This is a genomic window from Mucilaginibacter metallidurans, from assembly GCF_003286435.2.
Classification (GTDB): Bacteria; Bacteroidota; Bacteroidia; order Sphingobacteriales; family Sphingobacteriaceae; genus Mucilaginibacter; species Mucilaginibacter gossypii.
The window spans coordinates 5,166,244-5,180,551 of sequence record NZ_CP043449.1; the positions used below are offsets into that span (position 1 = coordinate 5,166,244).

The 14,308-nt window shown below is 38.5% G+C and carries 13 protein-coding genes and 1 pseudogene; 5 read left to right on the forward strand and 9 right to left on the reverse strand.

The annotated features are described in order from the left end of the window. Nucleotides 1-21 precede the first annotated feature (21 nt). The 8 genes and pseudogenes from DIU38_RS21850 to DIU38_RS21880 all read right to left on the reverse strand — a co-directional run bounded on the left by DIU38_RS21850 (nucleotide 22) and on the right by DIU38_RS21880 (nucleotide 6,963). Nucleotides 22-528, reverse strand: coding sequence for a hypothetical protein (locus DIU38_RS21850; protein ID WP_112657515.1), 507 nt, complete (start codon nucleotides 526-528; stop codon nucleotides 22-24). 2 nt (nucleotides 529-530) lie between these two features. Continuing rightward, a complete protein-coding gene (locus DIU38_RS21855) occupies nucleotides 531-2,705 on the reverse strand; it encodes a peptidase domain-containing ABC transporter (protein ID WP_112657513.1) in 2,175 nt (724 codons plus the stop codon). Then, entirely contained in the window at nucleotides 2,695-3,561 is an 867-nt protein-coding gene (locus DIU38_RS21860) for a DUF6625 family protein (RefSeq protein WP_112657511.1), read from the reverse strand. Before DIU38_RS21860 ends, DIU38_RS21855 begins: the two co-directional genes overlap by 11 nt. Before the next feature lie 648 nt (nucleotides 3,562-4,209). After that, on the reverse strand, nucleotides 4,210-4,677 hold the full coding sequence (locus DIU38_RS34180; RefSeq protein WP_244311230.1) for a DsbA family protein: 468 nt from the start codon (nucleotides 4,675-4,677) through the stop codon (nucleotides 4,210-4,212). 73 nt (nucleotides 4,678-4,750) lie between these two features. Beyond that, nucleotides 4,751-4,915: a hypothetical protein gene (locus DIU38_RS34185; RefSeq protein ID WP_244311231.1), complete on the reverse strand. Its 165-nt coding sequence runs from the start codon at nucleotides 4,913-4,915 to the stop codon at nucleotides 4,751-4,753. 44 nt (nucleotides 4,916-4,959) lie between these two features. Then, nucleotides 4,960-5,349, reverse strand: a pseudogene (locus tag DIU38_RS34945) (vitamin K epoxide reductase family protein); the annotation flags it as partial. Then, the gene (locus DIU38_RS21875; protein WP_149354149.1) at nucleotides 5,343-5,801 is read right to left on the reverse strand and encodes a cysteine peptidase family C39 domain-containing protein; all 459 of its coding nucleotides are present in this window, start codon (nucleotides 5,799-5,801) and stop codon (nucleotides 5,343-5,345) included. The pseudogene DIU38_RS34945 and the gene DIU38_RS21875, both read right to left, overlap by 7 nt. A gap of 88 nt (nucleotides 5,802-5,889) precedes the next feature. Beyond that, complete coding sequence (locus tag DIU38_RS21880; RefSeq protein WP_112657507.1) at nucleotides 5,890-6,963, reverse strand: glycosyltransferase family 4 protein; 1,074 nt, start codon at nucleotides 6,961-6,963, stop codon at nucleotides 5,890-5,892. 370 nt (nucleotides 6,964-7,333) lie between these two features. Here DIU38_RS21880 and DIU38_RS21885 point away from each other — a divergent pair, with 370 nt between their 5' ends. The 3 genes from DIU38_RS21885 to DIU38_RS21895 are packed head-to-tail and all read left to right on the forward strand — an operon-like array spanning nucleotide 7,334 to nucleotide 9,922. Beyond that, nucleotides 7,334-8,617 carry a glycosyltransferase gene (locus DIU38_RS21885; protein ID WP_112683099.1) on the forward strand — a complete coding sequence of 428 codons (1,284 nt, stop codon included), beginning with the start codon at nucleotides 7,334-7,336 and terminating at the stop codon, nucleotides 8,615-8,617. 21 nt (nucleotides 8,618-8,638) lie between these two features. Beyond that, nucleotides 8,639-8,845, forward strand: coding sequence for a hypothetical protein (locus tag DIU38_RS21890; RefSeq protein WP_112657503.1), 207 nt, complete (start codon nucleotides 8,639-8,641; stop codon nucleotides 8,843-8,845). Between the two features lie 27 nt (nucleotides 8,846-8,872). Next, nucleotides 8,873-9,922, forward strand: a complete 1,050-nt coding sequence (locus DIU38_RS21895) for a glycosyltransferase family 61 protein (protein ID WP_146750347.1) — start codon at nucleotides 8,873-8,875, stop codon at nucleotides 9,920-9,922. 596 nt (nucleotides 9,923-10,518) lie between these two features. Here DIU38_RS21895 and DIU38_RS21900 read toward each other — a convergent pair. After that, nucleotides 10,519-10,854 carry a hypothetical protein gene (locus DIU38_RS21900; protein ID WP_146750348.1) on the reverse strand — a complete coding sequence of 112 codons (336 nt, stop codon included), beginning with the start codon at nucleotides 10,852-10,854 and terminating at the stop codon, nucleotides 10,519-10,521. A gap of 1,130 nt (nucleotides 10,855-11,984) precedes the next feature. Here DIU38_RS21900 and DIU38_RS33180 point away from each other — a divergent pair. After that, nucleotides 11,985-12,143 carry a hypothetical protein gene (locus DIU38_RS33180; protein ID WP_167516249.1) on the forward strand — a complete coding sequence of 53 codons (159 nt, stop codon included), beginning with the start codon at nucleotides 11,985-11,987 and terminating at the stop codon, nucleotides 12,141-12,143. A 690-nt stretch (nucleotides 12,144-12,833) separates the two neighbouring features. Beyond that, nucleotides 12,834-13,022: a hypothetical protein gene (locus DIU38_RS21905; protein WP_112657497.1), complete on the forward strand. Its 189-nt coding sequence runs from the start codon at nucleotides 12,834-12,836 to the stop codon at nucleotides 13,020-13,022. Nucleotides 13,023-14,308: the final 1,286 nt, after the last annotated feature.

The following is a 14,308-nucleotide window of genomic DNA, read 5'->3' on the forward strand; positions in this document are numbered from 1 at the left end:
GTGCACTTCTATGTTGTACATTTAAAAGGAGAGCCTATTGAAGATTCGTCGTAAAAATGATTCCTTCTTGATGACAATTTCCATGTTGACCACAGCCCCCTCCTGATATTGCTTCGATATTTGAAAAAGATCATCCGCCCTCAGCGAAATTGTCAGAACAAGGATGGCATCGCCGGGATTACCGGATACGGACGATACCTGCGCCGGTAAACGTACTGTGCCGTCAGATTGAAGATTCCTGCTGAGGATGACAAGCTCCTGACCGACATTGAAATTTTTAATTTCACCGGATCGTATTTGAAATTCGAGACAATTGCCTTTAATACTCATCAGCTTCAATTTTGCCGTCACGACTTGAGGATATTGGATAGCAGACGCGGCGTAGAGGGCAATCGCTACAATAAAAAATAACAACGTAGTTCCCCATTGAATTAGCCACTGTGGCTGCGATTCAATAATATCTGCGATATTTTTTGTATGTCTTTGGCTGGCAGACGGTATAGGTGTGTCAATTGTATCTGTTTGCATTCCTATGCTCCTAATTCTAATTGATTTTTGACCAGGCTGTAATAACGACCTTTAGAATCGGTAAGTTCCCTGTGCGTTCCCTGTTCTGTAATAACTCCCCGTTCCAATACAATTATGTTGTCTGCATGGCTGACCGTACTTAGTCTGTGAGCAACAATAAGCACCGTCCGTCCCTTGAAAAAGGCTTTAAGGTTTTCATTGATGATATGTTCATTAGTGGCATCCAATGCATTCGTAGCTTCGTCAAAGAATATATAATGGGGATCTTTATAAACAGCACGGGCGATGAGAATACGCTGGCGTTGCCCCTGACTTATTCCGTTTGCTTCCGGTCCTATCCTCGTGTTCAAACCAAGGGGCAGCCCTTCTATAAAATCTTTAAGATTGGCCACATGAATGGCCCGAACAAGCCGGGTCAGGTCAGGTTTGCCACTTCCGACCGCAATATTCCGTTCTATGGTATCAGAAAAAATAAAACCATCCTGCATCACCATTCCACATTGTTCCCGCCATGTTTTAAACTTTATCTGGTTAATAACTTCATCGCCAATGGTTATCGTGCCGCTTTCCGGTTCATAAAACCTCGTTAGCAACTTTAATATCGTAGTTTTACCACTTCCGCTCATTCCTACAATCGCAGTGGTCTTTCCTTCAGGTATATACAGATCTATATTCTTCAGCACGGCTTCATTGCCGGCACCTGGATATCTGAATGTCACGTTGTTTATGCTGAGACTTTTATCAGTGGGTAAATGAGATATCCACTGCTTTTCTGCAGTTTCTTCATCCTGCATTTCATGAATTTCATTCAATCGTTCAAGACTAATCCTGGCATCCTGAAAATTTTGAACGAATGCCAGCAGGAGATCGACAGGATTGCTCAGTTGCCCAACAATATATTGTACGGCAAGCATTGCTCCAAGGGAGATTTGGCCATTGATAACGGCGGTGGCACTTAAAAAAGTAATCAGGAGGTTCTTCCCCTCATTGATAAAAGTTGTACCTGCCTGCTGATACTGGCTAAGTGCAATTTTCTTTACACTAAAATTAAAAAGCTTGGCCTGGATTTCCTCCCATTCCCACCTTTTTTCCTGTTCACAGTTATTTAATTTGATTTCCTGCATACCGGTTATCATCTGAACCATGCAGCTTTGATTTTTTGCGGCAATTTCAAAGTTCTTGTAGTTAAGCACCCGTCTTTGCCTCAAAAATAAAGACACCCAAAATGTGTATAATAAACTGCCGCCGGCAAAAACATAGAATATGCTTAAATTATAAAAGGCCAATACAACCGAAAATATAATTAAATTAAATACCGAAAAAACGGTCGTCAGCGCCGAACTGGTTAAAAATGTCTCAATTTGCTTTTGGTCATTCATTCTTTGCATTATATCCCCGGTCATTTTCGTATCGAAGAAACTCATCGGCAGTTTCATCAGTTTGATCAAAAAATCCGTCAGGATTGCAATATTGATTCTTGTACTTATGTGCAGGATTATCCAGGCGCGAATGAATTCGAGGCTAACTCTACCGACGATCAAAGCGGCCTGTGCCAGTAAAATCGTATTCAGATAGCTGATATTATGGGTATTGACACCGATATCAATTATTGACTGTGTTAGAAAAGGTGCTATCAATTGCAGCAGACTACCAATTAACAGACCTAAAATTAATTGAAACAATAGCTGTTTATATTTGATCAGGTATCTGAATATAAACAGCCATTGCACTCTTTCTTTTTTTTCGCCCTGTTGCTTATAAAATTCAGGGGTTGGAAAAAGAAGCAACGCTATTCCTTCTTCCTTTTCGTCATTTAACCAGTTATTTTTAAAATCGTTTTCGTTAAGCGTTATTAATCCAGATGCCGGATCTGCCAAATAATATTTGTCATTTTCTATTCTATAAAGCACGACGAAATGACTTTGCCGCCAATGAAGAATAACCGGCTTTTCAGCAAAATTCAACTGCTGTACCGTCATTTTAACACCCAGGGTCTTAAAACCGATTTTTTGTGCAGCATCGTTAAGGCCAAGCATCGAAACGCCGTCTTTATTGAAGCCACAGATATTGCTCAGTGTGCGCAATTGAAATTTACGTCCATGATAACTCGCCACCATACGCAAACACGTAGGCCCGCAATCCATACTGTCAAGCTGCTTATAGAATTTAAACTTCATTGCAGAAAAGAGGTGTTTTGTGATGACGGATTTTCGATGGCCCTATGCTAAAGCCCGCAGTGGTAAATTGAGGGGCTCGTGATGGCGGATCTTGCTTTTTAAAATAAATCAGGTGATACAAAAGTATTTCAAATCTATTTCGATAGTAGAGCTTTCCGTTTCTCCAGTGCAGCCTACCGGGAGTTCCTTCAATAATGAACAGGTCAAAAAAAGGTTTTATCTGGTGATTTGCGGCTGCCCTTTGCACCACATGCATCATGCTTTCAATATCTGTGTTGACTTCGTAAAACATCTTTCCCGCAGAAAAGGCGTCATGGGCGAAGTTGGTTTCATCGAAACAAAAATGCTCCCTACTAGTAAATACCCGGATATAATCTTTGCTTTGCATAAACAGTCTGTTTATATGGGGTACGTTTTTATAAAGTAAAAAGCAGCCGGTCAACCAATCGGGTCTCACACTGATCAAATCGTGCGTAGTCAATAGCTCGTCGCTGATGAAATCGCGGATTTGACCAAAAATGATATCAATATCTGTATGCCCCCAAAAATCATATCCTTCAAGATAATCAGAGAATATGATACCATAAGCAGGTTTAAAATCACACAGTTTATAACCGTTAAAAAGCGCAACCTCCAATTGAAGTTTACTGCTCACGATGGCCCTGATTTCTTTGATATCCTGCCTAATGATCTTCAGGTTTGAAGGCACCGGGCTATCGTAGCTTTCATCGTCCGTTATTATAAAAAAATCAATATCCGGATTATACGAGCAGGAGTGAACAAAGTAAACAAAATACCATGGTAATTTACCAATATAACAAGCAACAAGGCCGATACTTATTTTGCTGGATATCATAACTTAACTCGTAAGGTCGAATTTATAGCCGCCCGAAGTCAGGCAGCTACTATAATTATAGAATGAATTATTCGATCAGCATTTACGTGATCAACATTAGCATCCAGCGATTTTATATTATCCGTTACACGCAGTTCTGTACCTCCTATAGTGTAAATTGCGTTGCACTACCTGAGCAGAGATCGAAGCGACGGGAACAAATGTGAACGGGGCTGCTTTCAATCATGATCTTTATCATTGCAATGCAATTAAAAGCATTGAAATGCTTCTAATTGCATTTTCTTTATTCCTCTGAAATTCAACCATTCGTTGGTTTCGAATTCTTTGGGTTTTAGTCGAATGAACGACTAGCTGGATCAATTACATTAATATCCGCAGCCTCCGCCAGATTGTTCGCATCCCCCGTTACATACAGTTCCACAGTCAGACGTGGTTTCAATTCGCTTGGTCGCCCCTGTGCAGAGATCGAAACAGATGCAACAAGTTCCTTGTCCGCTTCCTGCCATAATTTTTTTCATCTCCGACCGGCTAAGCACACTTTTAATGTTTTTCAGGTTCATTTTTTTCATTTTGTTAAAATTTAAGTTTATAGGTTAAAATTGATTTAAATTTCATGTTTGGATAAAACGATCTCATTCCGAATTCATGTCATGAAAATTCAAGCATGTATTTAAGGTCTGATACTTTGTACTGCTGCGGCAAATATGCCCCGTTCAACAACATTGTAGGTGTACCTTGTACCTTAGCAATATCGCACCATTCCCGGTGCTTTTCGATTTCCCCTTGTTCGTCACCTGTTAACTCGACAGGGTAGTTCTTCGCCCAGAGTGCGTAATTTTTTTGCTTTTGCCCGTACCAGTCTTTCAATGCATTTTTGACTATCGTTTTGTCAGCCAATTTACTTAGTGCCATCAGATGGCTTCCGACGGGAGTTGCAGGGTTTATGTCTTTCGATATAAAAACGATTCTTGCCTGTAAGTCCTTGCGTTGTTCCAACAGTTCATGTAACAGCTCATGAGCCGCAGAACAGGGCTCGCAAAACGGATTAGTAACCATCGTGATGGTATTGCTTGCTTCAGCATTTCCGAGGACAATCGACCATTCCTGATTCGGCATGATATATTTAGGTTGTTCACCCAAAATGGAACTAAAAGTATCGGTGTTATATTTAAAACTCCTCAATTGATCTTTAAGCGTTGATGCCTGCCGGGCCTCCATGAGCAACGGTTTGGTCATTATCCATAAAGCTGCGGGTAGTATTAAACAAATAAAAGCGGTGACAAATTCGCTTGTTCCGGGTAAAGCAAATGATCGTATCGGAAAAGGGGGCAAATTGGGTATCAGTTCTATCCATAACAGGGCCTGTACAGTGCAGCACAGCAAACACCATTTTTTGATTTTAGCCTGATAATAAATCGAATAAAAAGTGTAAGGTAAACCCGCGATGTTCAGTAAAACGATAACCTCTCTTATAAAGGGCGTAAATCCTCCAAATAATAATAACAGGAGAGTCCCGGAATAATAGAAAAAGCCAACTTCACTCCATGACAGATTCGCCGAGATTTTAGCCGCGGGTGAAGATAATATAGCGTCGCAATCTACTTTTTCCCCACTCTTACATATTTTTTGTATTAGTGGATTATTGCTATCGACGGTTTGGATTAACAGTAATACCGAAACCGCCAGGCCGGCGCTTTTAATCAGTGTCAGGAACAAAGTCTGCCAGGTCAGGTCGCCTCCAAAAAAACCGGATTTAAATATTACCCCGGTTAAAAATATACTTAACAAAAGTAGCCCACCTGCCTGTGGCGAAAAGACTTTGTCAAGAAGTGATTTTCGGGTTGAGATTGGACATCACCAGGTTCTTCAACTATTAAAACAACCCCGGTAAAATGTTTTTTAAACTCTGTCAGACTTTCCTTCCGTCTGTTCCATTTTCCTCCTGATAAAGCTACCTTGCCTGACTCCATCCCAGTCACCAGCAAAAATTGACTATCCGGGTAATTGGTATGCGCTATAAATGGCAGACTCAGATCGGACAGGTCATCAAAACTTACGTTGGCCGCGGCATTTTCGACACCCAAAACAGTCAATACGTCGCTGACTGCGAGTAAGCTGGCATATTCAGGGTGTTTCTCCAGTTCTTCAGCAATCAATGACTCGTCAATGTTTTTTTTGAAATAGTTAAACAGTTCAAAAATCACCGACACTGCGTTGGGACGATTTGTGAGATAAAGCATGAATAGGTTTATAATTAGTTACAAGGTTTTTAAAAATAAATATTAAGTATCAAAAAACAAGAAAAAAAATATTATTTTTTGTACAATGTCAGGCAATAATATGGAGTAAGCCGGAAAAACAGACTTCTTCGGAGAAATTCTGCCTGATGAACCGATAAGCGGCAGCGCCCTGTGATTTCCGTAACTCATAATTATCGATCAATTGTACCACTGCATTTACAAATTCTTCCGGTTGATCCGCTATTTTGATAATATCTGCAGGAATTTTACCCAGTCCGGAAGCACTGTGCGAAGTTGTTACAAGTGGCAGACCATTACCAAGCGCTTCTATGTTTTTAATTTTAAGTCCCGCTCCGAACCGTACCGGATTGATAATGATGTCAGCATCGGCATAAACATCATTCAGGTTTGCAGCAAAGCCCTTTATCATAATGTTTTTCTCAGGAGGGGATTGGAGCTTTTCACACACCGTTCCAATGACATTAAGCGTGACATCATATTTTGAGCGGATAGCGGGCCAGCAGTTTTCAATAAAAAAGCTTATACCATCAACATTGGGCAGATATGAACTCGCGATGAAGGTTATATTGCTGACAGCATTACGTAGTTTTTTCGGAGTGGTGACTACCGGATGAGGACTAAGAATTGTACGCTCGGGCCCTAAAACACCGGAAACTATTGTTTGATCATTGGAAGAAAGCACCATTACATGGTCATAACACTGAAACAGGCGGTATTCATCTTCTTCATTCATTTCGTATAAAACGCCTTGATAATTAAAAGCGGCGAACTGTCGCGCACGTTCACTTACAATGTCATGTGCATCCAGAATCATCCTGACGTTCTCTGGAAAACAATTTAAAAAATAGCTGCTGTGCACATACTCTATAATTATCGAATCAAAGCTCCTGTTCTTTATCACAGAACGGAGTCTCCGGATGTAAGCGGTTGAGTTGAGAATCCTGTCACACTCTAAAATAATGAACTCTGCCTGATAGCGGTCTGCAAGATAGGTTTGCATATGTTTAGGCGCGGGTCCGGTATTAACGACAGTAAGTTTCACGTGTTTAGCAATATAACTGATCAGCGCTTCGATCCGCGCCCGGTTTCCAGAACACTTTTCCCAAAAGTTTACATCTGTTATTAAAATTACGTTTTTCATTCGGTGTCCGTTAGCTGACAGCTCTAATGGGGATTTTTAAGGGTGGTAAATCTCGGCCATAGCCTCCATCGTTGCGAAAACCTTAAAGTTCCTTTAAGATAGCGTGCTCTATGGAGTCATGCCTGAAAATATAAACTTATCCCTGTCTAAATAACATCATGATAAGGCTGGCTATTAATTGGTTTAATTGTTATAAACATATTGAAAAAATATCATATAAAACAATTTGTCGCTATTTATTTATCTTCATTATCAATGCGATAAAGGCTGCTTTGTACTAAACCAATATCAGTCACCTTTATATTTTATATAGTGTTTTAAGAAAAAAATTATTCTTACTTTGGATGCAATAAACCTAATCCAATCTTTCATGAAAACTAAGATCTCTTGCTTAATGATTTGCTTTAATAATCAGCAAACAATTAATCAAAGCATCGACAGCATTTTAAATCAACACTTTAAAGACTTTGAATTGCTCATTATCGATAATGCATCAGCGGACGATACCCCTCAAAAATTGAAAAGCATCGATGATGAGCGGGTAAAAATCATTTATAATGAGGAAACTCGTAACATATCCGATTTGATTAACAAGTGGTTGCTTGATAATAAATCCAAGTATGTTTGTTTCAGCGAGCCTGATATGACTTACACAAAGGACAGGCTTTTAAGACAATTTGAATACATGGAAAGCGCTCCCCGTGTTGGCGCCTCCGGAACGCAGTTGATCTTCCAAAATGTTGCCCAAGCATCGTTTGATTTCTTATGGAAGTCAAATTTCAAGAAATACACTAAAGTAGTACTTCTACATCACAATCCATTTTCATTTTCTACCATGATTTTCAGAAGATCGTCTTTAATGAAATATGGCCTGCTGTTCGATTCGACCTTCAAGAACTTATCATTTTATAATTTTATAGATGAAGCATCGCAATGTTTTTCGATAAGTTTATTGGAAGGAGGTTCGGCATCGCCAGTTTTAGGCAGAAAAAAACTCGGTGAGTCCGTTCCTTCCGGGGACTTAAATGATTTGAAACGAAAACAAATCGGACGGATACTTGAAAAATACACTATAAGAGAATGGGAGGCTTATCTTAAATTATACGGTGGCAGTGTTATGGCAGACCATGAATTAAATATCGCTTGTGATTTTATAAACAATATTATATGCGCCAATCAAAAGCATAGAGTCTACCCAAGGAGCGCGCTTTATAAATTCTTCAGAAGTCAGCTCATTAGTGCAGCTGCCAGACAATTCAATTCTTTGAACGGAATAACAAGGAGTCAGCTTATCAATTTGTTGATTCAGAAATTCAGCTATACATCCTATCTCGAAATCGGCACTTCAAATCCAACTCAAAATTTCGACCTGGTTCAATGTCCAAATAAAACTGCCGTTGACCCGGAGCCATTAAGAGAAGACATTATCGGCTTAACGTCAGATGCTTTTTTTGAGAACTTACCTGCTGAAAAGAAATTCGATCTTATTTTTATCGATGGCCTTCATCATGCGGACCAGGTTACAAGAGATATTGACAACGCGATAACGCACCTGGCTAAAAATGGAAGTATTGTCTGTCACGATATGCTTCCGGAAACCGAAGAGATGCAAATGGTACCAAGGATATCCGCCAGATGGATGGGGGATTGCTAGAAATCCTGGGCCCATTATCGAATGCATAAAACTGATCTTCAAATGGTAGTTATCGACAGTGATTGTGACCTTGGTATTATCAGACGGGGGCAGCAGGAATTATTTCCGGCGGAAGACGACGTTGATTATGCGTTTTTTGAAAGAAACAGGACAAAACTCATGAACGTAATCAGTGTTACCGATTTTTCAAAATTGTTAGAAGATGAATCTACCATCCATGTGTTATAACAGCTACAAACTCATTTTTTTTATTAAGTGAAAATCGCCAATCCTATGCCATCAACCGTTACAGTACCATTTCCCATAAATTTGAAAAACGAAAACAGGCATCTGTATGCCTCTCGTTTGACTTTTGAGGTGGCCCCGTTGAAAGTCAAACGCCTCAAAAACATTTTCGTATCCTTTACTGGTTTTTGTATGAACAAAAATGGACTGATAAAAGAGAGCCATCACGATTACGCAAACCAGCTAAAAGACTACCAGAGTGAAGTAAGCTATTATTACTATAATGCACTTGACCATCCGGGGAATTTAATTGAGCTCGATGGCTCTCATACTTATTTAGTGATACACCATCCCTGGTTTAATTATTACCACTGGATTTGTGAGTCAATTTTCAGGTTGTGGAGCGTTCGCGACAAACTCGATGAGTTGATATTGGTTCTTCCTGAACACTACAAAAATGCCGATTTTATTATGGGGTCACTTGAGCCCTTTGGAGTAAAAAACATTTACTTCATTCCCGATGGCAAAAGTCTTTGGGTAGAAAGTTTGTGCCTTCCGCAAATCAAACCCATTTGTGATTCTTACAGCGCCACCGAACTAAAACAAGTCAGCAGCTTTATTCGCAATTATGTGAGGAATTCAAAAAAGATATTTTTCCAAAAAAGACCAAAACTTTATGTCAGCCGCGAACTTGCCGGACGTCGGAAGGTGATAAACGAAGAAGCCGTCCAGGAAGTTGTAAAAAAGTATGGATTCGCAGTCTTTTGCCCCGAAAAGCATTCGTTTTTAGAACAAGTAGCCATTTTCTCAGAGGTCAGGTATTTAATCGGGACACATGGTTCTGGACTTACAAATCTCCTCTTTATGGAAAGCGGTGCTGCTCTTTTGGAGCTGCATCAGAAGAATACAAACGAACTTGACTACCCCAGCCCTCTGTTTTGGTATATGGCAGAGTGCCTCAAAATAAACTATTATCATCAGATATGCCAAACATCCGGAAAGGAAGACTACTTCGAAGGGGATTATTATATTGATCCGGTTTCGTTAGAAAGCAATATCCGGATAATGCTTGGATTATGAGATTGAATACCGACGACAATCAGCTGGAGGCAGAACTCATGGTTTGTCCAGCAGACATTATTTCCTGAATTCCTGTTAAAAGTTACGGCCGGGCCCTTGTTGCCGATAGTCACATTTATTAACCAGTTCCTGGCAATGATTGGTCCTCCGCCCGTTCCGGGCGGAGGACCAATTAAATAGATCAAAGGCAGCCGGTGTAAAGCGTGCTGGAACAAGGACCATTGCAGGCTTGCGCGCAATTGCTGCTGACCACTTGCCATCCTGTACTAGTACAAACGTTGTAGCAATAACAGCAATCACTTCCACCGCTTCCAGCCATTACTTTTTTCATTTCTGACCTGCTCAAAACATTTTTGATGTTTTTGAGACTTAATTTCTCTGATTTCATAAAGTATAAATTAGATAAATGATTAACAAATAGTTATCACGGAACAACCGGCATTATGAATAAGGAAATGCATCCTACTTTGCAAAGTGCTTTTTTCAAAATCGAATTCAATAAAACTAAGGTCCTGAAATTGATATAACTAATAAATTCAATTCGATCTACCTGGCCATATAATGAAAGACCTGATATTCAAGATTACCATTTTCATCTATTCCCTCAATAACAATTCTATATCTTCCTTCGCCGTCAGCGTTAAAATATCTAAAGCTTGCTTGGCCATCTCTATTCGTTTGCAATTCAGGTTCCCAGAAAATGTACTACGCAGATATCCTGACGGCTGCCGCTCTGACCAGACGTCATTTGGAACGCATGCATAACAGCAGACCGGCGGTGAACCGCCCGTATCAATGCCTCCAATGCCACATGCTATATATGTAACACAGCCACCACCTCTACTACCAGCCATAATTTTTTCATCTCTGATCTGCTCAGAACATTGGCGATGTTTTTCAAACTTAGTTGCTGATTTTTCATAAAATTTCAATTAAGGTTTAAGCCAACTTAGCTATCACGTAGCAAGTGGTAGGCAATAGGTGCATACAGCCTCTCTTTGCAAAGCATTTTTACGGGCGAGCAATGGTACCTATGAATCAATACCTGCGTGATAACTCATGATGTATACCATCAAAATCATCAACTGGTAAACACTCACCAGATCATTTCTTTATTCCAAAAATTTGTAATTTCAGTTCTTTAACTAGAACTAATGATAATTTTAGATATTTTCAATTCAGTGTAAGGTATTTGGTTTAAATAATTGGTTGTTATAAAAGTAAAGATTATTTTTTTATTATAAAAACTATCAATCAAAAAACAATAATAAATATCCATATCGTCTCTCAATTTCTAAACCAACAAGATAACAATCACTATCAAGTAACCTAAAACCGTATTAACTGATCCGTTTATAGTTGCGTACGCTCCCGGTTATGATCGTGTGCATGCTTGTATTGCCTTTTAACAGCCTTTTCCGGAAAATAGGCCCTGGTAAAAAATTCCCCGCATAAAAAACAAAACGACAATTATAGGGAATCAATATCGGCAATTGGTTGATGATCTACACATGGATATTACTCGATCATTGATTCGATACCTATCCGTGTAATAAATATTATCCAGGTCGACCTCTGTGACGTTGGTGATATCCAAGCTGCTTCTTCGCGCATTAACATGAGCGCCGTGAGAGGCCAGCATATCTATTTTACAACAAACTAATGATTGTATCCTTGTTATCTGCAATGTATTTAGGCTGTATATTAAAAAAGAAGATCGCCTAACTCAAAAGTTGTTGCTTTTTATTTTAAAATACTTACTATTACTCATAGTTAACCAAGACCTAAAACACAATATGAATAGCCGTAATATTTTCTCGATTATTTACAAATGCCTAAAGTCGTGCAATTCCGAATTTAATGATGCCAGGCAGGTTTCCTAACTATTCATCGAAATTATTGGAATTATAAATAGGTGAAAGCAAAGAAATATGGTCGAATTATGGCAGATCGATCCTTTAAACTGTCGCTAAAAATACTTTGCAAAGTAAGGTTGTATGCCCTTAATTGCATGCCGGTAGTCACGTGATAGCTAAACCAATTGTAAATCTTTTTATATTTTATGAAAACTGAAAAACTAAGTTTAAAAAGCATCAAGAATGTTTTGAGTAGATCCGAAATGAAAAAATTATGGCTGGCAGTGGCGGTGGGGGTGGTGGATGTGGAAGCAGTCACTTTATTTGTAGCGGTTTTTTCGGAGTGGCATGCTGCTCTGGATTGACTTGTCAGCCGTCACAAGGTGGACAAGATCTTTGCTTGTAAGGGAATCGATTATTATTTAATTCGAATTAAGCTTTATTAGTATTAATCACTTAGTTAATATTAATAAAGCTTTTACTAGTTCATGTTTGTTTCTTAATCAAGAACGAAAGCTGAATACGTCTTGACCCATATGGAAAAATATTATCCTGAAACAGCATTTCAATATGAATTCAACATTTGTTTTATTGGGGGGGCAATTAAATTGATACTTCCGAAATTTTATGGTAGAAAAATATTGACGTTTATTTGTTTTTTTTGTAGTTGTATCCAAAAAATTGCTTGCCAAACCAATTCATTAAATCATAATTTAAAAACAAACATGTCAGGTAGCTTGACAAGGCTATATCCATCTGAATGATTATATTTACAGTTTGATAAAACTAATTACACAAAAGGTGATACCATACGATTCAAAGCATATCTTTTCATTCACTGAGTTTGGCTTTATCAGCAAAAGTGGTGTTTTATATATCCAGATATTGAGCGATTATAAGGGTGTTATAAAGCAATTTATTCTTCCTACTAAAAGGGGCTTAGGTAATGGTGATCTATAATTTACTGACATTCCGGTAGGCAATTATGTTCTATATGCATACACATCTAAATGCGAAATTTTGGTTTAGGCTGTTACTTTTATAAACATTTTATAATGGCCAACGAATTTGGGAACAATAAAAACTTAAGTAGTGATATTAAGGAAAAACCCTTGCTTGTTGAAAATAGTCAGAAAGTGGTAGGCCAAAAATTTGAGGAGGATGCAGATGTGCAATTTCTGCCGGAGGGAGGAACTTTTAGAACAGGGTTGAAGTCTCTTGTGCTTTTAAAGCTATCGGTATAGATGGGATATTGCGGCAAGATCATCGTTCCTGCTGATGAGCACAATGAAATGTATCAGGCTGATGGCAATTATACTCCAGAACTAACTCCGGCTCGGTACCCAGCGCCGGAGTAGAACCAGCATGAGTTCCGATAGATAGTTGAGACCAGGGCGTCTGTCAATTCCTTCATCTTAGAAGCTGTTTAAAAACGGTAATTTAAAAATGTTATAGGGCATTTTGTAGACATTCAAGCTTAATATTATGTGACTTTTCCCAATCAACGCCGCTGTAAGCTGCTTAATTATCCACCAAAATCAGCTATAATATTTTTACTAAATCAAATTTAAACAGCTTCTTAGATTTGGGAGCATTATATTTAGAAATAGTTCTATCTTTGCTCAATAAGCACAAGCGATTTGATTATTTAAGGGTGATCTATTAGGTGACCTCCGATTGAATAAGAACACAAAGTATTGATTTATAGTGAGAATCATAAGGATTATTGTTCCCTCCCTCTCCGCTACGCAAGAGGTTCGCAAGTTGCGAAAGATTTTAAGCCCATCGTTATAGTTTAACAATGGGCTTTTTCTATTCTCAATAGTTAACTTTGAATAACATTTGTAAATAACCATATAAATCAACTGTGGGGCACAAAAAAGTATGTTTATCGTGCAGGTTATGTCTGAACAGAGAAATTTGTTTCGACCCTGAAAAAGTGTTTTTCTGTCCACAATGCGGGAAGCCAATGAAACTTTTACCTCATCGTTTCAGGCCCCCCAAAAAGGCTGATCTAAAAGGATGGCAGTTGGTAAATTTTCTTATTGATAATGGGTTTACATATCAACATATTTATCAAGTTGGGAAAAGCGAATTAGTTAAAGGTAAATGCGATAACTATACACCGTATCCAAAAAATTTAAGGGATGCGAAAGAATTTATAGAGCAATATAAAAAGTACGCGAAGTTTCCTAAGTCTTAGTTGAGGTTTTAAACAATTTTATTTTCAATTATACTTCTCACAATTACCAAAATTCCTTCCAGGTGTTCTAATAGATTCCCATTCACCCCGCTGATTTTGATATTCAATTATTCAAAAGACTGTAAATCAAATAATTGCAGAATTTTGCTTTTATTTCAAATACTCGAAATCGCCATCAATTCGCATCAAAAGAGAGCGATAAGGTGAGTAAACCTGATATTTTTATTCACTCACCGAATCAAATACATCATATTGAATGTCAATGAATTAAATAATTAACCTCTTTGTGATTAGTTGCAAACTTAGTTTTGTTTCACTTTCTAATGT